At 58.7% G+C, this 18,967-nt stretch carries 17 protein-coding genes; 4 read left to right on the plus strand and 13 right to left on the minus strand.

Annotation, left to right across the window (positions count from 1 at the left end; genetic code table 11):
- Positions 1 to 72: 72 nt before the first annotated feature.
- Positions 73 to 1,497, plus strand: coding sequence for a gamma-aminobutyraldehyde dehydrogenase (locus AB4O41_RS11695; RefSeq protein ID WP_460147825.1), 1,425 nt, complete (start codon positions 73 to 75; stop codon positions 1,495 to 1,497).
- 119 nt (positions 1,498 to 1,616) lie between these two features.
- On the opposite strand, the gene AB4O41_RS11700 is transcribed toward AB4O41_RS11695, so the two are convergent.
- From AB4O41_RS11700 to AB4O41_RS11710, 3 genes are all read right to left on the minus strand, one after another.
- Positions 1,617 to 2,018 (minus strand): type II toxin-antitoxin system VapC family toxin, encoded by a 402-nt coding sequence (locus AB4O41_RS11700; RefSeq protein WP_460147826.1) that lies wholly within the window; start codon positions 2,016 to 2,018, stop codon positions 1,617 to 1,619.
- A complete protein-coding gene (locus tag AB4O41_RS11705; RefSeq protein WP_460147827.1) occupies positions 2,018 to 2,263 on the minus strand; it encodes an AbrB/MazE/SpoVT family DNA-binding domain-containing protein in 246 nt (81 codons plus the stop codon). The genes AB4O41_RS11700 and AB4O41_RS11705 overlap by 1 nt, the downstream gene beginning before the upstream one ends.
- Before the next feature lie 142 nt (positions 2,264 to 2,405).
- The gene (locus tag AB4O41_RS11710) at positions 2,406 to 2,591 is read right to left on the minus strand and encodes a hypothetical protein (protein WP_123360676.1); all 186 of its coding nucleotides are present in this window, start codon (positions 2,589 to 2,591) and stop codon (positions 2,406 to 2,408) included.
- A 676-nt stretch (positions 2,592 to 3,267) separates the two neighbouring features.
- Here AB4O41_RS11710 and AB4O41_RS11715 point away from each other — a divergent pair.
- The gene (locus tag AB4O41_RS11715; RefSeq protein WP_460147828.1) at positions 3,268 to 4,893 is read left to right on the plus strand and encodes a glucan biosynthesis protein D; all 1,626 of its coding nucleotides are present in this window, start codon (positions 3,268 to 3,270) and stop codon (positions 4,891 to 4,893) included.
- A 208-nt stretch (positions 4,894 to 5,101) separates the two neighbouring features.
- Here the strand turns inward: AB4O41_RS11715 and AB4O41_RS11720 are convergent, their stop codons facing one another.
- The 3 genes from AB4O41_RS11720 to AB4O41_RS11730 all read right to left on the minus strand — a co-directional run bounded on the left by AB4O41_RS11720 (position 5,102) and on the right by AB4O41_RS11730 (position 8,882).
- Positions 5,102 to 6,208: an NADH:flavin oxidoreductase/NADH oxidase gene (locus AB4O41_RS11720; protein WP_460147829.1), complete on the minus strand. Its 1,107-nt coding sequence runs from the start codon at positions 6,206 to 6,208 to the stop codon at positions 5,102 to 5,104.
- A gap of 355 nt (positions 6,209 to 6,563) precedes the next feature.
- Positions 6,564 to 8,273 carry a single-stranded-DNA-specific exonuclease RecJ gene (gene recJ, locus AB4O41_RS11725; protein WP_460147830.1) on the minus strand — a complete coding sequence of 570 codons (1,710 nt, stop codon included), beginning with the start codon at positions 8,271 to 8,273 and terminating at the stop codon, positions 6,564 to 6,566.
- A gap of 66 nt (positions 8,274 to 8,339) precedes the next feature.
- Positions 8,340 to 8,882 (minus strand): YaeQ family protein, encoded by a 543-nt coding sequence (locus AB4O41_RS11730; RefSeq protein ID WP_007897614.1) that lies wholly within the window; start codon positions 8,880 to 8,882, stop codon positions 8,340 to 8,342.
- A gap of 147 nt (positions 8,883 to 9,029) precedes the next feature.
- On the opposite strand from AB4O41_RS11730, the gene AB4O41_RS11735 reads away from it, so the two are divergent.
- Together AB4O41_RS11735 and AB4O41_RS11740 are read left to right on the plus strand one after the other, a co-directional pair.
- Positions 9,030 to 10,229: a CaiB/BaiF CoA transferase family protein gene (locus tag AB4O41_RS11735; RefSeq protein ID WP_460147831.1), complete on the plus strand. Its 1,200-nt coding sequence runs from the start codon at positions 9,030 to 9,032 to the stop codon at positions 10,227 to 10,229.
- The gene (locus tag AB4O41_RS11740) at positions 10,210 to 11,136 is read left to right on the plus strand and encodes a TIGR02285 family protein (protein WP_460147832.1); all 927 of its coding nucleotides are present in this window, start codon (positions 10,210 to 10,212) and stop codon (positions 11,134 to 11,136) included. Before AB4O41_RS11735 ends, AB4O41_RS11740 begins: the two co-directional genes overlap by 20 nt.
- A gap of 170 nt (positions 11,137 to 11,306) precedes the next feature.
- Here AB4O41_RS11740 and AB4O41_RS11745 read toward each other — a convergent pair whose 3' ends face one another.
- From AB4O41_RS11745 to AB4O41_RS11775, 7 genes are all read right to left on the minus strand, one after another.
- Positions 11,307 to 11,594, minus strand: coding sequence for a DUF3509 domain-containing protein (locus tag AB4O41_RS11745; protein ID WP_460147833.1), 288 nt, complete (start codon positions 11,592 to 11,594; stop codon positions 11,307 to 11,309).
- Between the two features lie 222 nt (positions 11,595 to 11,816).
- Complete coding sequence (locus AB4O41_RS11750; protein ID WP_460147834.1) at positions 11,817 to 13,172, minus strand: transporter substrate-binding domain-containing protein; 1,356 nt, start codon at positions 13,170 to 13,172, stop codon at positions 11,817 to 11,819.
- A 133-nt stretch (positions 13,173 to 13,305) separates the two neighbouring features.
- Positions 13,306 to 14,730, minus strand: coding sequence for a threonine synthase (gene thrC / locus AB4O41_RS11755; RefSeq protein WP_367374289.1), 1,425 nt, complete (start codon positions 14,728 to 14,730; stop codon positions 13,306 to 13,308).
- A gap of 108 nt (positions 14,731 to 14,838) precedes the next feature.
- Positions 14,839 to 16,143, minus strand: coding sequence for a homoserine dehydrogenase (locus AB4O41_RS11760; protein ID WP_052964768.1), 1,305 nt, complete (start codon positions 16,141 to 16,143; stop codon positions 14,839 to 14,841).
- A 133-nt stretch (positions 16,144 to 16,276) separates the two neighbouring features.
- Entirely contained in the window at positions 16,277 to 17,008 is a 732-nt protein-coding gene (gene dsbC, locus AB4O41_RS11765) for a bifunctional protein-disulfide isomerase/oxidoreductase DsbC (RefSeq protein ID WP_123719896.1), read from the minus strand.
- Between the two features lie 283 nt (positions 17,009 to 17,291).
- Entirely contained in the window at positions 17,292 to 18,188 is an 897-nt protein-coding gene (gene xerD / locus AB4O41_RS11770) for a site-specific tyrosine recombinase XerD (RefSeq protein WP_019651849.1), read from the minus strand.
- A gap of 135 nt (positions 18,189 to 18,323) precedes the next feature.
- Complete coding sequence (locus AB4O41_RS11775) at positions 18,324 to 18,878, minus strand: glycine zipper 2TM domain-containing protein (RefSeq protein WP_038979087.1); 555 nt, start codon at positions 18,876 to 18,878, stop codon at positions 18,324 to 18,326.
- Positions 18,879 to 18,967: the final 89 nt, after the last annotated feature.

An 18,967-nucleotide genomic window follows, 5' to 3' on the forward strand; every position in this document is an offset into this window, starting at 1 on the left:
CGAGCAAGCCCGCTCCCACATTAAATCCGGTTCCCATAGAGGAAAAACAACAGCTTCGATGAGGACATAGCCATGCAAACCAAACTCTTGATCAACGGTCAACTCGTCAATGGTGACGGCCCCGCCCAAGCCGTGTTCAACCCAGCCCTCGGCCGTGTACTGGTGGAAATCAACGAAGCCAGCGAAGCCCAGGTCGATGCCGCCGTGCGAGCTGCCGATACCGCCTTCGAAGCCTGGTCGCAAACCACGCCGAAAGAGCGCTCGTTGCTGCTGCTCAAACTTGCCGACATCATCGAAGCCCATGGCGAAGAGCTGGCCAAACTGGAGTCGGACAACTGCGGCAAACCCTACAGCGCCGCACTGAACGACGAGATCCCGGCGATTGCCGACGTGTTCCGTTTCTTCGCCGGCGCCAACCGCTGCATGAGCGGCGCGCTGGGAGGGGAATACCTGCCCGGCCACACCTCAATGATCCGCCGCGACCCGGTGGGCGTGATTGCCTCCATCGCGCCGTGGAACTACCCGCTGATGATGGTCGCCTGGAAAATCGCCCCGGCCCTGGCCGCCGGTAATACCGTGGTGCTCAAGCCGTCGGAGCAAACCCCACTGACCGCCCTGCGCCTGGCAGAACTGGCGTCGGAAATCTTCCCGGCTGGCGTGCTTAACCTGGTGTTCGGTCGTGGTCCTACGGTCGGCAGCCCACTGGTCACTCACCCGAAAGTGCGCATGGTTTCGCTGACCGGCTCGATTGCCACTGGATCGAACATCATTTCCAGCACCGCCGGCAACGTCAAACGCATGCACATGGAACTGGGCGGAAAGGCGCCGGTGATCATCTTCGACGATGCCGACATCGACGCCGCCGTTGAAGGCATTCGCACCTTCGGTTTCTACAACGCCGGCCAGGATTGCACCGCCGCTTGCCGTATTTACGCGCAAGCAGGCATCTACGACCAGTTCGTCGAAAAGCTCGGTGCGGCCGTCAGCAGTATCAAGTACGGCTTGCAGGACGATCCCTCGACAGAGCTTGGCCCGCTGATCAGCGCACAACATCGCGACCGCGTGACCGGATTGGTCGAGCGTGCCATGGCGCAACCGCACATTCGTCTGATCACTGGCGGCAAAGCGGTGGAAGGCAATGGTTTCTTCTTTGAGCCGACGGTGCTGGCCGACGTGCAACAGGACGACGAGATCGTGCGCCGCGAAGTGTTCGGGCCGGTAGTGTCGGTCACCAAGTTCACCGATGAAGCGCAAGCACTGGCCTGGGCCAACGATTCAGACTACGGCCTGGCGTCGTCGGTCTGGACCACGGACGTCGGCCGCGCGCATCGCCTGTCTGCACGCCTGCAGTACGGCTGCACGTGGGTGAACACCCACTTCATGCTGGTCAGCGAAATGCCGCATGGCGGTCAGAAACTGTCCGGTTATGGGAAGGACATGTCGATGTATGGGTTGGAGGACTACACCGTTGTGCGGCATGTGATGTTCAAGCATTGAAAGCTTCGCGGGCAAGTTAGATCGCCGCACCGCTCGCTGCCACAGGAACTGCAACCTGTGGGAGCGTGGCTTGCCCGCCATGGCGTCACCGCACGTTTATCCGTGGAAACACAGAGTTCTCAGGCCGGCACTATCAACTCAACCGATGGAAAATAGCTACGGTAGCGCTTGGCATCCCGCGTCAATAACGGCAACTTTTTCACAGCAGCATGAGCCCCGATGAAAAAATCCGCCAAAACATTATTTTTCCCACCACCCACTTTACGGTAACGAACGAAAGCCTTTCCTGCCAAAAACAAAGCGGGGCGCGGGACTTCCTGCATCGCAAGACCAAGCTGAGTGACGACATCATCCAACGCTTCGAAATTGGAAAATGTCTGTGACAGTTCAGCGTAAATAATCGGGTTGATGGCCAATTCATGAATCTGGGATTGGGCGCGAAGCTGTTGTATGGACCAATCAGCCCAGACAGGGTCGTCTTCCAAGACATCAATCAACACATTCGTGTCGACCAATATCATCAGTCGTCACCCCGTAGTAGCGCCATCAAATCGTCGGTTCGCCATTTTATATCCGCCTTTCCACGCACGGCTTCGAAGCGGTCGATACTGACTGCCTTACCCATTTTGGGTTTACCACTATGCAGTACCACTTCACCTTGCGCGTTGACACTGAATTCAATTGCCGCACCTGGCTTCAGATGCAATGCGTCACGAATCGGCTTGGGAATGGTGACTTGCCCTTTACTGGTCATGGTTGTCGTCATGATGACCTCCTGAAGTATTACTCAATGAACAAACGTAATACTTAGCATGCGAGCCTGCAACCGCCGCTCATCGTAAGCAAACTCCCTTCGTTTTGAAGGATCCGACCGCGACAACGCTGTCATGGCCGAATCCTTCACCTTCTCAAAACCGCGAAACGCTCCTCATCGCATCCACCAGATACCGCATCGCAATCCGGTCACTCTCCGACAGCTCGCGATACCGCTCCACCAACTTCAACTCCTCCGAACTGAGCCGACGCCTTCGCCGACCGATGGCCAGGCAGGGGAAGATTCCTAATATTTCAGTGATGCCTTGTACTTTCGACATGGACGATGTCCTTCTATACGTCAGAGAAAACTTCAAAACCGCATCGCCCTATCACTTTCAGCGGTCACCTTATGCCCGCTGAACCCACCGGCCTGAAGGGCCGAAACCGGTCATGCCTCATAGAATAGAAATTAAATCGGCGCTGAAAAGCGTTTTTAGAGTAATTAGTCGAAAAAAGCAGATATGCCCTATAAATCAGAAAGTGCTGTGAGAAACGTTACCTGAAATGTCTTGTTTCATTGCCGCACTGTCGCTGTGCCATCAATCATTTTTGCTCTGCAACCGAACGGTTTAAGCTATTTGGCATCTCTTTAGGGGGCGTTCTCAATTAGTTTCCCCGCCGCGTTGTCGCCTTAAAGCGGGCCAGGCAAGGCGCAGGCCGCCGGGAATGGTTGTTCCCTTCCCAAGGCCTGCAACGCAGCCTGGCCCGCTTTAAGGCACAACCCGAAGGGCCGGGCCTGCTGTTGTGCAGGGCTGCGTTGCTCGAAGCTTATTTGGAATGACCAAACCACGCTTCTCGCGCCTTGCCCTGCACAACAGCAGACCCGGCGCGGCGGGGAAACTAATTGAGAACGCCCCCTAGTCCGTTGCGTTTGGCCAAGGCATGTCCGAACCGTTATTTCTGATCCAGCACGTGCCAGGAACGGCGCGGGATTGTTCACGACAGGTTGTACTTATGCACCGCAGGAATTTGCTCAAAGCCTCCATGGCCATCGCGGCTTACACTGGTCTTTCTGCCACCGGCCTATTGGCTGCACGCGCCTGGGCTGGCAGCAGTACGGCTGATGGCGACGCTGTGGCGTTCGACTTCGAAGCGCTGAAGAGCCAGGCCAAACAGCTCGCCGGCAAGCCTTATCAGGACACCAAGCAGGTGCTGCCGCCGACGCTGGCGACCATGACGCCGCAGAACTTCAACGCGATCCGCTACGATGGCAATCATTCGCTGTGGAAGGACTTGAAAGGTCAACTGGACGTGCAGTTTTTCCACGTCGGCATGGGTTTCAAGCAGCCAGTGCGCATGTACAGCGTCGATCCCAAGACTCGACTGGCGCGCGAGGTGCATTTCCGCCCGTCGCTGTTCAACTATGAAAAAACCACCGTCGACACTAAACAGCTCAAGGCCGATCTGGGCTTTTCCGGGTTCAAGCTGTTCAAGGCCCCGGAGCTGGATCAGCACGATGTATTGTCCTTCCTCGGCGCCAGCTATTTCCGCGCGGTAGATGCCACCGGCCAGTACGGTCTGTCGGCCCGTGGCCTGGCGATCGATACCTACGCCAAGAAGCGCGAAGAGTTCCCGGATTTCACCAAGTTCTGGTTCGAAACACCGGACAAGGACAGCACCCGCTTCGTGGTTTATGCCTTGCTCGATTCGCCGAGCGCCACTGGCGCCTACCGCTTTGACATCGATTGCCAGGCCGAGCGTGTGGTGATGGAAGTCGACGCCCACGTCAATGCCCGCACCGCCATCGAGCAACTGGGCATCGCGCCGATGACCAGCATGTTCAGCTGCGGCACCCATGAGCGGCGCATGTGCGACACCATTCACCCGCAAATCCACGACTCTGATCGCCTGGCCATGTGGCGCGGCAATGGCGAGTGGATCTGCCGCCCGCTGAATAACCCGGGCACCCTGCAATTCAATGCCTTCGCCGACACCGATCCGAAAGGCTTTGGTCTGGTGCAGACCGATCACGAGTTCGCCAATTATCAGGACACCGTCGACTGGTACAGCAAGCGCCCGAGTCTGTGGGTAGAACCTACAACCGCGTGGGGCGAAGGCTCTATCGACTTGCTGGAAATTCCTACAACCGGCGAAACCCTGGATAACATCGTCGCGTTCTGGACGCCGAAAAAACCGGTCGCGGCCGGGGACTCCCTCAATTACGGCTACAAGCTCTATTGGAGCTCCCTGCCACCGGTGAGCACGCCGCTGGCACGGGTCCACGCGACCCGTTCGGGCATGGGCGGTTTCATTGAAGGCTGGGCGCCGGGCGAGCATTATCCGGAGGTCTGGGCGCGACGCTTTGCCGTGGACTTCACCGGCGGCGGTCTGGACCGCTTGCCCGAAGGCGCGGCGATCGAGCCGGTGGTGACCTGCTCGAACGGCGAAGTGAAGGACTTCAATGTGTTGGTGCTGGATGACATCAAGGGTTACCGAATTACTTTCGACTGGTACCCGACCAATGACAGCGTGGCGCCGGTGGAGCTGCGGTTGTTCATTCGCACCAATGACCGGACGTTGAGTGAAACCTGGTTGTACCAGTATTTCCCGCCGGCGCCTGATAAGCGCAAGTACACCTGAGAGTTAGTCGGGGTCTGAAATGGCCCCTTCGCGAGCAGGCTCGCTCCCACAGGAGGTCCGTGTTGTTTCACAATAATGTGATCGACATCGATCCAATGTGGGAGCGAGCCTGCTCGCGATGAGGCCGTAAAGCCCAGCAAAATACTCCCGCCAGATAAACGAAAGCCCCGATCAACACGACCGGGGCTTTTTGGTTTTACAGCGGCATTCAATCACGCAAATCCGATTCATGAATCGGCTGGTCACGATGGGTGGCCCGCTGGTATTGCGCTGGCCAGATAGCCTTGTTCCCGCCCAGATCATCATCGGCATGCAGCGGCCAATACGGATCACGCAACAGTTCCCGGGCGAGGAAGATGATGTCAGCCTGACAGGTACGCAGAATGTGCTCTGCCTGAGCCGGTTCGGTGATCATTCCTACGGTGCCGGTGGCAATGCCTGACTCCTTGCGTACCCTTTCGGCGAAACGGGTCTGGTAACCGGGGCCTGTAGGAATCTCGGCGTTTACCGCCGTACCACCCGACGAGACGTCGATCAGGTCAACACCCAGATCTTTGAGGCGTCGCGCCAGCTCCACGGTTTCATCAGGGTTCCAGCCGTCTTCCACCCAATCGGTGGCCGACACCCGCACAAACACCGGTAATTCTTCAGGCCACACGGCCCGCACCGCTTCGGTGACTTGCAGTACCAGCCGAATTCGATTCTCGAACGAACCGCCGTACAGATCGCGCCGCTGATTGCTCAGGGGCGAAAGAAATTGGTGCAACAGGTAACCGTGGGCGGCGTGTACTTCGACCACTTTGAAACCGGCGGTCAGCGCCCGTTTGGCCGATTCGACGAACGCCTGAATGACCTCGGCAATTTCACCTTCATCGAGCTGCTTGGGTGGTGTGTGCTGGGGGTCGAAAGCGATGGGCGAAGGACCGACCGGGGTCCAGCCACCGTCTTCCGGCTTGACGCTGCCATGCTTGCCGAGCCACGGCCGATGCGTGCTGGCCTTGCGCCCGGCATGGGCCAATTGAATGCCGGCAACAGCACCCTGAGCAGCGATAAAGCGGGTAATACGTTGTAAGGGCTCGATCTGTTCATCGTTCCACAGACCGAGATCCTGGGCGGTGATGCGCCCGTCGGCGGTGACCGCCGTGGCTTCGGTAAATACCAGCCCCGCCCCGCCGATGGCACGGCTACCGAGGTGGACCAGATGCCAGTCATTGGCCAGCCCATCCACGCTGGAATACTGGCACATCGGTGATACCGCAATGCGGTTAAGCAAGGTCAATTGACGAAGGGTATAGGGTTCAAGCAGCAGACTCATGGGGCACCTCTCGAATCAGTGGGCAGGCTCCAGGGTTCTGTTTGAATAGTCGACGAGTGACAGGAAAAAAGTGCAGCACCCGCCCCCGCGGGCAAAAAATTCGACAAAACGTCACAAGGATAATCAAGCAGTGCTTAGAGCCTAGTCGACATCGGGGGATGAGGGAGGGTTCAAGAAATGAAACACCCAAATTTGAGGTCCGGGCGATACCTGTGGCGAGGGAGCTTGCTCCTGCTCGGCTGCGCAGCAGTCGTCAACCAACCGACGCGTTAATACAGGAAAAGAGTTCAAGGGTTTTAGGGCCGCTTCGCAGCCCAGCGGGAGCAAACTCCCTCGCCACAAAAGCATCATGCAGTTATCGCGGTTCGATGTGGGCAATCATCAATTGCACGGTCTCGTTCCCACGGAACTCATTGAGGTCGAGTTTGTAAGCCAATTCGACCCACTTGATGGTCGGATTCGGCCAGATATCACGGTCGATACCGAAGGCTATGCCGTCGAGCTTCACCGAACCACATTCACTCTTCAGCACCACTTTGAGGTGTCGCTCACCCACGACGCGTTGCTCAACCAACTGGAACACCCCGTGAAACAGCGGCTCCGGGAAGTGTTGCCCCCAAGGACCGGCGTGGCGCAGGGCGCGGGCCAGTTCCAGGTGAAACTCTTCGACCGCCAAAGTGCCGTCCGACAACAGGCGCCCGGTCAGGTCTTCTTCACGCATTTGCCTACGCACTTCAGCGTCAAAGGCCTCGGCAAACAACGGAAAATTCGCTTCCGGCAACGTCAGGCCGGCCGCCATGGCGTGGCCGCCGTATTTGCTGATCAGGTTCGGATGCTGCGCCGCGACCACGCTCAAGGCGTCGCGAATATGAAAACCCTGGACCGAACGCCCCGAGCCCTTGAGCATCCCATCACCTGCATCGGCAAAGGCAATAGTCGGACGGAAATAGCGCTCTTTCATACGCGACGCGAGGATTCCGATGACGCCCTGGTGCCACTCGGGATCGAACAGGCACAGGCCGAACGGCATCGATTCCACTGGCAAATCCTTGAGCTGGGCCAGCGCCTCACGCTGCATGCCCTGCTCGATGGATTTGCGGTCCTGGTTCATGCCATCCAGCTGAGCGGCCATTTCACGGGCAGCGCCCGCGTCTTCAGTGAGCAGGCATTCGATGCCCAGGCTCATGTCGTCCAGACGCCCCGCCGCGTTCAGACGCGGGCCGAGGATGAAGCCCAGGTCGGTGGAGGTGATGCGCGAATGGTCACGTTTGGCCACTTCAAGGATCGCCTTGATCCCCGGCCGCGCGCGCCCGGCGCGAATCCGCTCCAGGCCCTGATGCACCAGAATCCGGTTGTTGGCATCCAGCGGCACTACGTCGGCGACGCTGCCCAGCGCCACCAGGTCCAGCAGTTCGCCAATGTTCGGCTGCGGCTTGCTCTCGTACCAACCCAGGCTGCGCAAGCGCGCGCGCAGGGCCATCAGCACATAGAAGATCACCCCGACACCGGCCAGGGCTTTGCTCGGAAACTCGCAACCCGGCTGGTTCGGATTGACGATGGCATCGGCCAACGGCAGCTCATCGCCGGGCAAGTGGTGATCGGTGACCAGCACCTTGAGCCCGGCCTTTTTCGCCGCCGCCACGCCTTCGACGCTGGAGATGCCGTTGTCCACGGTGATCAGCAGTTGTGGCTCGCGGGTCAGCGCCACTTCGACGATCTCCGGCGTCAGGCCATAGCCGTACTCGAACCGGTTCGGCACCAGATAATCGACATGCGCCGCGCCCAACAGGCTCAACCCCAGCATGCCCACGGTACTGGCCGTCGCACCATCGGCGTCGAAGTCGCCGACGATCAGAATCCGCTGACGTTGTTCGAGGGCCGTCACCAGCAAATCCACCGCCGCATTGATGCCTTTGAGCTGCTGATACGGAATCAGCCGCGCCAGGCTCTTGTCCAGTTCAGCCTCGGATTGCACGCCCCGCGCCGCGTAAAGGCGGGTCAGCAGCGGTGGAATATCACCGAGGAATGGCAGGGTGTCGGGCAACAGGCGAGGTTCGATGCGCATGGGGTGACAGGTGCTTCTCTTGAATACGTAGGATAAAACCGGGTAACGCGGTTCAGCGGCGAATAATCAGCCGCGTTCACCGCTCAGCCATTGCAACTGGACTTCGTGCTGACCACGGTCGTCGGTGACGAAAATCGTTCCTTCGCTGATCATCACATCCCACTTGATAACGCGCGGCATGTCCTTGGCCAGGGTTTCCAGCACTTCCTGGGGCACAGCGGCGATGTGAACGTTTTTCAGGTTTTTGATCGCCGGGATGACTTTGGTTTCCCAGACACGCAGGCTGCCGTAAGCCAGCAGGCTGGTGCGCTCGGTGCGACGCGAGCACCAGGTCAGGCGATCGGCGTCTGGCTGGCCGACTTCGATCCAGTGCAGGACACGGTCATCCAGGCTTTTTTCCCACAGCGCTGGCTCATCCACGTCTGACAGACCGCGACCGAAGGACAACTGCTCGTTGTACCAGAAAGCGTAGGCCAGCAGCCGCACGGTCATGCGCTCTTCGGTTTCCGAAGGGTGACGGGCGATGGTCTGCTTCACGCTCTCGTAGACGCTGCGGTCGAGGTCGGTGAGGTTCAGTTCAAACTTGTAGGTCGTGGACGGCTGGGCCATGAACGGGCTTCTTGATACGAGGAAAGGCGGCAAGTCTAACCGATGCAACAGGCAATCAACGAATTGAAGGCGATCAACTTTGGGCTATGAACGTCGGCCTATGTTAAAACTCTGCATCCGCTCAGCCTTTGTCCTACAGGATTCAGCATGCCGTTCTCCAACAAACCGCTCTCCGGTCTGAAAGTCATCGAATTGGGTACGTTGATTGCCGGGCCGTTTGCCTCGCGTATTTGCGGCGAATTCGGCGCCGAAGTGATCAAGATCGAATCACCGGACGGCGGTGACCCGTTGCGCAAATGGCGCAAGCTATATGAAGGCACTTCGCTGTGGTGGTTCGTTCAGGCGCGGAACAAGAAGTCTTTGACCCTGAACCTGAAACACCCGGACGGCCTGGCGATTCTGAAACAGCTGCTCAGCGAAGCCGACATCCTGATCGAGAATTTTCGCCCCGGCGTACTGGAAAAGCTCGGCCTGGGCTGGGAAGTCTTGCACGCACTGAACCCGAAACTGGTGATGGTGCGGCTCTCGGGCTTTGGCCAGACCGGGCCGATGAAAGATCAGCCCGGCTTCGGTGCGGTCGGTGAATCGATGGGCGGCCTGCGCTACATCACCGGCTTCGAGGACCGACCGCCGGTGCGCACCGGGATTTCCATCGGTGATTCGATTGCCGCGCTCTGGGGCGTGATCGGCGCACTGATGGCCTTGCGTCATCGCGAGGTCAACGGCTGCTTGGGCCAAGTGGTGGATGTGGCGCTGTACGAAGCGATCTTCGCCATGATGGAAAGCATGGTCCCGGAGTTCGACGTGTTCGGCTTTATCCGTGAACGCACCGGCAACATCATGCCGGGCATCACGCCCTCCTCCATTCACACCAGCGCCGACGGCAAACACGTGCAGATCGGCGCCAACGGCGATGCGATCTTCAAGCGTTTCATGCTGATCATCGGTCGCGAAGACCTGGCCAACGACCCTGTGCTGGCCAGCAACGACGGACGCGATAGCCGTCGCGACGAGATTTACGGGGTGATCGATCGCTGGGTCAACTCACTGCCACTGGACGCGGTGATCGAGCAATTGAACCAGGCCGACGTTCCCGCCAGCCGAATCTTCAGTGCCGAAGACATGTTCAGTGATCCGCAGTACCTGGCCCGGGAAATGTTCTTGCAAGCCAAGCTGCCCGATGGCAAGGACTTCAAGATGCCCGGCATTGTGCCGAAACTCTCTGAGACACCAGGCAGCTCCGAATGGGTCGGGCCGCAGCTGGGTGAACACAATGCGCAGGTACTCCACGATCTTGGCTACGACTCGGCACAGATCACACAGTTGCGTGAAGACGGGGCCATCTAAGCTGAAGCGCCTGCTTTCATCAGTCATCGGTTACGCCGGCATAGGTCGCGCGCTGACCGCGCTCGGGCTGTTGGCGGGGCTGATATCCCCGGCCCTGGCGCAACCTAAAGAGCATTTGCTCTGGCTGCTGCGCGATCTGCCGCCACTGACGGTCTTCGAAGGCCCGAAAAAAGACCAGGGGGTTATTGATCAACTGATGCCGCTGTTGATCGCCGGCATGCCGCAATACGAACATACCCTGATGCGGATCAATCGCGCCCGTGGCATGCAAATGCTCCATGAAGAATCCTTGACCTGCGACCCCTCGCTGATTTGGAGCACGGAGCGCGAGCAATGGATCGCCTTTTCCATCCCGGCTTTCCGGATGGTCAGCAACGGGTTGGTAATCCGACGTGAAGATCGATCGGTGCTGGAACCCTTTCTCTTTGGCGATGAAGTCGACCTGGCAGCACTGTTGGCCAGCGGTCAAGAGAAAGTCGGGGTGATCGCCGAGCGCCGTTACGGTCAGTTCCTCGACACGCTGCTACAACAGGCGCCGCCTGGCGTGCTGACGCCCCACTACGGCAATAATGCTCTTGGCAGTCTGTTGCAGATGCAGCGCCTGGGTCGTTTACAGGTGGTCTTGGGCTACTGGCCGGAAATCCGCTATCAGGCTCATCAGGAACATATTACCGATGATCAGTTGGAGTTTTATCCGGTCAAAGGCATGGGCAAATACCTGTCCGGGTACATCGGTTGCTCGAATACGCCCCAGGGACGACAGGCAATCAATGAAATCAATCAGCTACTGCGCGCCCTGCCCCGCGAGCGCCTGGACCCGCTGTACGCCGACTGGCTCGATCCGCAAAGACGCAAGGACTACCTGGAAGAAACCAGGGCCTTTTTCGAGCGTCAGGCCGCGCAGTGACAAATCGCAGGCAAAAAGAAACCCCGAGAAGTGGGGAGACGACTCGGGGTTAAACGTGGCCTACATAAAGACCAGTAGCAACAAGCTACAAGCACCGGAGCACAATGCTTGATCCTGCTGTTACATGGTCTGACTGACCTTGGCGCAGGAAGGTTCCCACAAAAAACAATTCAATTTCGGCTGGCCAGGATCTTGTCCTGAGCAGCATTACGCAACGCCGCGATGACACAGGGCTCCAGGCGTCCTTCAGCGATCAGCACGTCGCGGTGCAGCCCGTCGACGACATCCGTCAGCAGACGTTTATCGGTTAACTGGGCCTGATTGAACATCCGCTCGACCACGATAGCGCCGCTCGTACTCTTCAGTGTCACCAGGCATTCGCCATGGGCACCCGATGGGGTCAACTTGACCTGATACGGGCTCAGAGCCTCACCGAGCAATAGACTGATACTTTCCATCTCGATCACCACTCAATAGTCCGAAAACAAAGTGCCTGGGGCGTGTCCACAGTAAATGACCACAGGCCCGAGAAGAAAGTTCTGGATTCCAACGGCAGGCGCACCGGCGCCTCTGGTAGTTGGAGCATGCACGGTAAAGATGACAGTAAAAAAACAGCTGATTCACGCTTGATGCCAGCCCGCTCCCACAGGGATTGCGCCTGACTGACTGGCATTGCCGCTTCATACCTGCCTCGTACGCTTGCCGATATCGCTCCATCCGCCCAGCAGGCCTCGCAATTGACCGTCCGCACTGTAGAACGGCACTGTCCACTGGTAGATGTCCCTGACGCCATCCTTGAACATCAACTGACGTTCGCTGAAGCGGGTCTTGCGAGTACCGAGCTGAATCATGAACTCGGCGTGCAACTGCTCGGCGGTCTCTTTGGGCAAGACATCTAGTTCGATCAGTTGTCGCCCCTGCACCTGGTCGAAACGGGTCGACAAGCGTTCCTCATAACTTTTGTTGCACATGATCAAACGCCCTTCCAGATCGCGCACGAACATCGGATCGGGCATGGCGTCTATCAATGCGTGCTGGAAGGCGAGCTGGTCATTGCGGTCTTTTTCCGCGTCCAGACGTTGCTTGATCAGTGCAGCGAGCCGGCGATTCCAAAGCAATGAGAGCACACCGAACAGGCTAACGATGAATAGGCCCCAACAGCCCCACTGGGTTATACGCTGCCAGGCCGAAGGCGCGTGTACCGGCGCAATTCCGTTCAGCCATTTCAGCCGCATGGCGCGTAATTCGGCGGGCGGAAACGCTTCGAGCGCCTTGTTGAGGACGCTCAATAACTGCGGCTGTCCTTTGCGGACTGCCAAATGATCTGCCTCCCATTTGCCCTCCACCGCATGCCCTACCTTGAGCCGACCCGAGGGATAGAGCTGCGCTCCGATTTCGTTTTCGATGGTGGCGTAGGCCTCGCCACTTTCCACCAGTGCCCGGGCTTCGCCGTAGGTTTTGACCGAGCGCAGCTCGATCGCCGGGTAGTCACGACGAATCACCCCTTCCAGGGCGTGCCGGGTCGGCAGCACCAGGACTCTTTTCGAAAGCTGTTCCAGGGACTGTAACGCAGGCGAGCCGGCCAGTCCCACGAGTACCCAGCCCGCCCCGCCGAACGCATGGCTGAAATCCAGAAACACCTTGCGCTCGTCATTCATGGCCAGCGTCGTGCTCATGTCCGCCGCGCCACGTTCCAGTCGCTCCAGCAGTTGGTCGGTGGAAAACGACTCTTCATGGACGAACCGCAAGCCGGTCATGGCGCTGATGCGGTTGAGCACATCATTGTTCAAACCGCTCCAGTGACCGTGCTCATCCTTGAACAGATACAGCGGGTACTGCGTCGATGCGACGATAACCATTGGATGTTCAGCAATCCATTGCCGTTCCTGAGCGTCCAGCTCAATGCGCGCGACGGTGACTGACTCCCGGGATTCATGCGTCGCCAATTGAGCGGCCGTTACCCATTGCCCCAAGCCCAGGGCGCCCAGCAAAAACATCCAGCACACGGCTGGTTTAAACCCTCTAAAAAACAGCATTGCCACTTCCTTGGTGATCGTCTCGCCCGTCCTTCATGGGCGGCTCTTCTTTTACGAAACCCGACAAGTGTGGCATGCAGAAATGAGAAAGCCCGTCAGGAGACGGGCTTCAAAATGTGACAGCTTTTGCCGGTTACAGCGGCTTGCCGCGGTTGCCATGCTGACTGACAAAGGCCTGCACGGCTTTCAGGTCGTTCGGCAATACGGTGCAACGCTCATCTCGCTCAAACAAATCAGAAAGATGTGCAGGTAGTTCGAGCGCTTTTCCTACGCCAGCTTTTTCCACTGCGTCCGGGAATTTGACCGGATGGGCCGTGCCAAGGATCACCATCGGGATATCCAGGCTACGACGGCATTCGCGCGCGGCCTTCACGCCGATGGCAGTGTGAGGGTCCAGCAGCTCGCCGGTTTGCTCAAAGACTTCGGCAATGGTTTCGCACGTTTGGGCGTCGTCCACGGCCAGCGAATCGAACAGTTTGCGTGCCTCGGTCCAGCGTTCCTCTTCGACGCTGAAACCGCCGCCCTGCTTGAAGGTGTCCATCAAACCGGCAATCGCCGCGCCGTTGCGACCGTGCAGGTCGAACAGCAGGCGTTCGAAGTTCGACGAGACCATGATGTCCATGGACGGCGACAGTGTGGCGTGCAGGGTTTCCTTGACGTACTGATTGCCGCTCATGAAGCGGTGCAGGATGTCGTTGCGGTTGGTGGCGACGATCAACTGGTTGATCGGCAGGCCCATGTTGCGCGCCAGGTAACCGGCGAAGATATCGCCGAAGTTGCCGGTCGGCACCGAGAACGACACCGAACGCGCCGGGCCGCCCAGTTGCAGGGCTGCGTGGAAGTAGTAAACGATCTGGGCCATGATCCGCGCCCAGTTGATCGAGTTCACCGCCACCAGGCGCGTGCCCTTGAGGAAGCTCTGGTCGGCGAAGCTGGCCTTGACCATTTCCTGGCAGTCATCGAAGTTGCCTTCGATGGCGATGTTATGGATGTTCTCGCCGAAAATGGTGGTCATCTGGCGACGCTGCACTTCGGACACACGGTTGTGCGGGTGCAGGATGAAGATGTCGACGTTTTCGCAGTGCTTGCAACCTTCGATCGCCGCCGAACCGGTGTCGCCGGAGGTAGCGCCAACAATCACCACGCGCTCGCCGCGCTTTTCCAGCACGTAGTCGAGCAGACGACCCAGCAGTTGCAGGGCGAAGTCCTTGAACGCCAGGGTCGGGCCGTGGAACAGCTCCAGTACCCATTCGTTGCCATTCAGCTGACGCAACGGTGCCACGGCGTTGTGGGAAAAGACGCCCTGCTCTGACGAAGAATAGGTTTCTTCAAGAATCTTTTTGAAATCGGCATCGGGGATGCTGCCGCCAACGAACGGGCGCATCACCCGGAAGGCCAGTTCGTGATACGGCAGGCCGGCCCAGGAAGCGATCTCTTCCTGGGTGAAGCGTGGCAGGTTTTCCGGGACGTACAGACCGCCGTCGGTGGCGAGACCGGCCAGCAGGACATCTTCGAAATTCAGGGCCGGTGCCTGGCCGCGGGTACTGATATAACGCATAAGGGCAAACCTTCGGTTTGGGCTACAAGCTACAAGCTACAAGCTACAAGTTAAATACAAACTGCCCTTAACTTGCCGCTTGAAGCTTGCAGCTTGCCGCTGCTTTGTTTAGTTCAGGTGCTCGACGCGGATCCGTACGACCGGGCCGACCACGCCTTCCAAGGCTTCCAGGGCGGTGATCGCGTCGTTCATGTGCTGTTCCAGCACACGGTGCGTCAGCAGGATCATTGGCACCAGACCGTCATGCTCTTCGACTTCTTTCTGCATGATCGATTCGATGTTGATGCCGCGCTCCGACAGGATGCTCGCCACCTGAGCCAGTACGCCCGGATGGTCCTTGGCCTGAATGCGCAGGTAGTAAGCGCTTTCGCAGGCTTCGATCGGCAGGATCGGATGAGCCGACAGCGAATCCGGCTGGAAGGCCAGGTGCGGTACGCGGTTTTCCGGGTCGGAGGTCATGGCGCGAACCACGTCCACCAGGTCAGCGATCACCGACGAAGCCGTCGGCTCCATGCCGGCGCCGGCGCCGTAGAACAGGGTCGAACCGGCAGCATCGCCGTTGACCATCACCGCGTTCATCACGCCGTTGACGTTGGCGATCAAGCGGTCGGCCGGGATCAGCGTCGGGTGCACACGCAGCTCGATGCCGGCCGCGGTGCTGCGCGCCACGCCCAGGTGCTTGATGCGATAGCCCAGCGCTTCGGCGTAATTCACGTCAGCGGTAGTCAGCTTGGTGATGCCTTCGGTGTAAGCCTTATCGAATTGCAGCGGAATGCCGAACGCGATGGACGCCAGGATCGTCAGCTTGTGGGCTGCGTCGATGCCTTCGACGTCGAAAGTCGGATCGGCTTCGGCGTAACCCAGGGCTTGCGCCTCGGCGAGTACGTCTTCGAAGGTGCGACCCTTCTCACGCATTTCGGTGAGGATGAAGTTGCCGGTGCCGTTGATGATCCCGGCCACCCAGTTGATGCGGTTGGCGGACAAACCTTCACGGATCGCCTTGATCACCGGGATGCCACCGGCCACGGCCGCTTCGAACGCCACGATGACGCCCTTCTCGCGGGCCTTGGCGAAAATTTCATTACCGTGAACGGCAATCAGTGCCTTGTTCGCGGTGACCACATGCTTGCCATTCTCGATGGCCTTGAGTACCAGCTCGCGGGCAACGGTGTAGCCGCCCATCAGCTCTATAACGATGTCGATCTCAGGGTTCGTGGCCACTTCGAACACATCGTTGGTAATCGCAATACCGGTCGTCTGGAACTGAGGCTTTGGCGTGCGCATGGCAATTTGTGCCACTTCGATTCCACGCCCGGCACGACGAGCAATTTCCTCGGCGTTGCGCTGAAGTACGTTGAAGGTACCGCCACCGACGGTCCCTAACCCACAGATGCCTACTTTGACCGGTTTCACTGTGAACTCCCCATAAAACGGCCGACTCAAGGCCGGCCGTGAAAACAGCCGCATACTCGCGGCTCTCTATTAATGGCCCGACAATATTGCCGTCGAACCATGATCGTCAAAGGCTGACCATGACGATGCGAAATTATTTCGCGCCCAGTGCCAGTTTGGCGACTTGTGGCGCAGGCTGGTAGCCCGGAATGACCTGTCCGTCGGCCAAAACGATGGCCGGTGTACCGTTCACGCCAATCGACTGACCGAGGGCGAACTGTTTGGAAACCGGGTTCTCGCACTTGGCGGCCTTGATTTCCTTGCCATCGACCATTTTGTCCATGGCCGCTTTCTTGTCCTTGGAGCACCACACGGCTTGCAGTTGTTCGTCACCCGGCGAGCCAAGGCCCTGGCGCGGGAATGCAACATAACGCACTTCGATACCCAGTTTGTTCAGCTCCGGCACTTCGGCGTGCAGCTTATGGCAGTACGGGCAAGTAGTGTCGGTAAAGACGGTGATGTGCGACTTGGTTTCGCCGATAGCCGGGTAGACCACGGTTTCAGCCACGGGAATGTTGTTGATCAGTTTGGAAATGCCCAGGCGCTCGGTCTTCTCGGTCAGGTTGACCGGTTTGCCGTCCTTGAGCTGGAACATGTAGCCCTGAACAACGTACTGGCCGTCGGCGCTGGCGTAAAGCACGCGGCTGCCCTTGAGTTTGACTTCGTACAGACCTGGCAGCGGGCTGGCGGTGATGGTTTCGACCGGCACGTCGAGATTGAGGTTTTCCAGGCTTTTACGAATGGCTTTGTCGGCCGCGTCATCGGCGACGGCAAAGGTGCTGACCAACGCAATGGCGGCGGCGGCGAAAATCTGGGTCAGACGCATGAGAACTCCTGAAGGCGGACAAATGGGACGATCAGAACACCCATGGCGAAACACCGGGTCATAACCGCCCATCGTACAAACCGGCAAAGCCTACCACATAAGGCCCCTGTGGCGAGGGGGCTTGCCCCCGTTCGGCTGCGCAGCAGTCGTCAATCCTCACGCCTCGGTCCATATATCGGATAAAGATCGCCAAAGAGGGGCTGCTTCGCAACCGAACGGGGCGGTGCGGCGTTCCGACAAGCCCCCCTCACCACAGGTCAGCATTTCCATTACAGGAGCGGTGTTAGCCGCGCGGGTGATGTTTGGCGTGCAGGTCCTGCAAGCGTGCGCGGGCGACGTGAGTATAGATCTGGGTGGTCGAAAGATCGCTGTGGCCGAGCAGCATTTGCACCACTCGAAGGTCGGCACCGTGGTTGAGCAAGTGCGTGGCAAAGGCATGGCGCAGGGTGTGCGGCGACAGCGACTTGCCGATCCCGGCGACCTTGGCCTGGTGCTTGATGCGATGCCAGAAGGTCTGGCGGGTCATCTGTTCGCCGCGAAGGCTGGGGAACAGCACATCGCTGGGACGTCCGCCCAGCAACTCGCCACGGGCGTCGCGCATGTAGCGCTCGACCCAGACAATCGCCTCCTCGCCCATCGGCACCAGCCGCTCCTTGCTGCCCTTGCCCATCACCCGCAGCACGCCCTGACGCAGGTTGACCTGTTCCAGCGTCAGGCTGATCAGCTCCGTCACCCGCAAGCCACAGGCATAAAGCACCTCAAGCATGGCGCGGTCCCGCTGGCCGATGGCTTCGCTCAGGTCTGGCGCTGCCAACAGCGCCTCCACATCGGCCTCCGACAAGGATTTAGGCAACGGCCTACCCAGTTGCGGCATATCGACGCGCAAGGTCGGATCGACAGCGATCAGCTTTTCCCGCAGCAAATAGCGATAGAAGCCACGCACACCAGAGAGAAATCGCGCAGTAGAACGGGGTTTGTAGTTTTGCTCCAGACGCCAGGCCAAGTGATCGAGGATCAACTCGCGTCCGGCGTTGATCAGTTCCAGGCCTTTTTCCTGCAACCAGCCGTTGAACAAGGCCAGGTCACTGCGATAGGCATCGCGGGTGTTATCGGAAAGGCCTTTTTCCAGCCACAGGGCGTCGAGGAACTGGTCTATCAGGGGATGATCGATGGCAGGCATGGGGTCTCAGACAGGCAGGCGTAAGGCCGCGAAAAATGAAGAGTCTTTCATAGCACGTTGGCACTGACACATAAAATTCAGGCACAAAAAAAGCATCCCCTGCGGGATGCTTCTTTTTTGCGTGAGGCGCTCAGCTTATTGTTGAGCCGGTTCGTTTTGCCCCAGGATCAACTTGCCTTCCTTGTCGACCGGAATCTGGTTGCCCGGATCGCGATCCATCCGCACTTTGCCTTCCTTGCCATCCAGCGAATAACGAACGTCGTAGCCTACAACCTTGTCGCTGATGTCATTCACGGTGTTACAGCGGGTTTGAGTGGTGGTGTAGGTATCACGCTCCTGCATGCCCTCCTGCACCTTGTTACCCGCATAACCGCCGCCGACCGCACCGGCCACTGTGGCGATTTTCTTGCCTGTACCGCCGCCGATCTGGTTGCCCAACAGGCCACCCGCCAGCGCGCCGACCACCGTACCGGCGATCTGGTGTTGATCTTTTACCGGCGCTTGCCGGGTTACTGCAACGTCCTTGCATACTTCACGTGGAGTCTTGATTTGTGTCTTGACCGGTTCAACGGCTAGAACTTGCGCATACTCAGGGCCGCTTTTTTTGACCAGGCTGTAGGTGGCAACAGCACCCCCGGCCGTCACACCAACAGCACCCAATACTGCACCAACCAGCATCGACTTGTTCACATGAACCTCCTGACCATCACATGCGGGACATGCCCGCGCTTCTCCCAGCCTTGGAGCATAAAAAAAGGCGCGAGTTCAATACTCGCGCC

This window comes from Pseudomonas sp. S2_A02 (genome assembly GCF_054668495.1).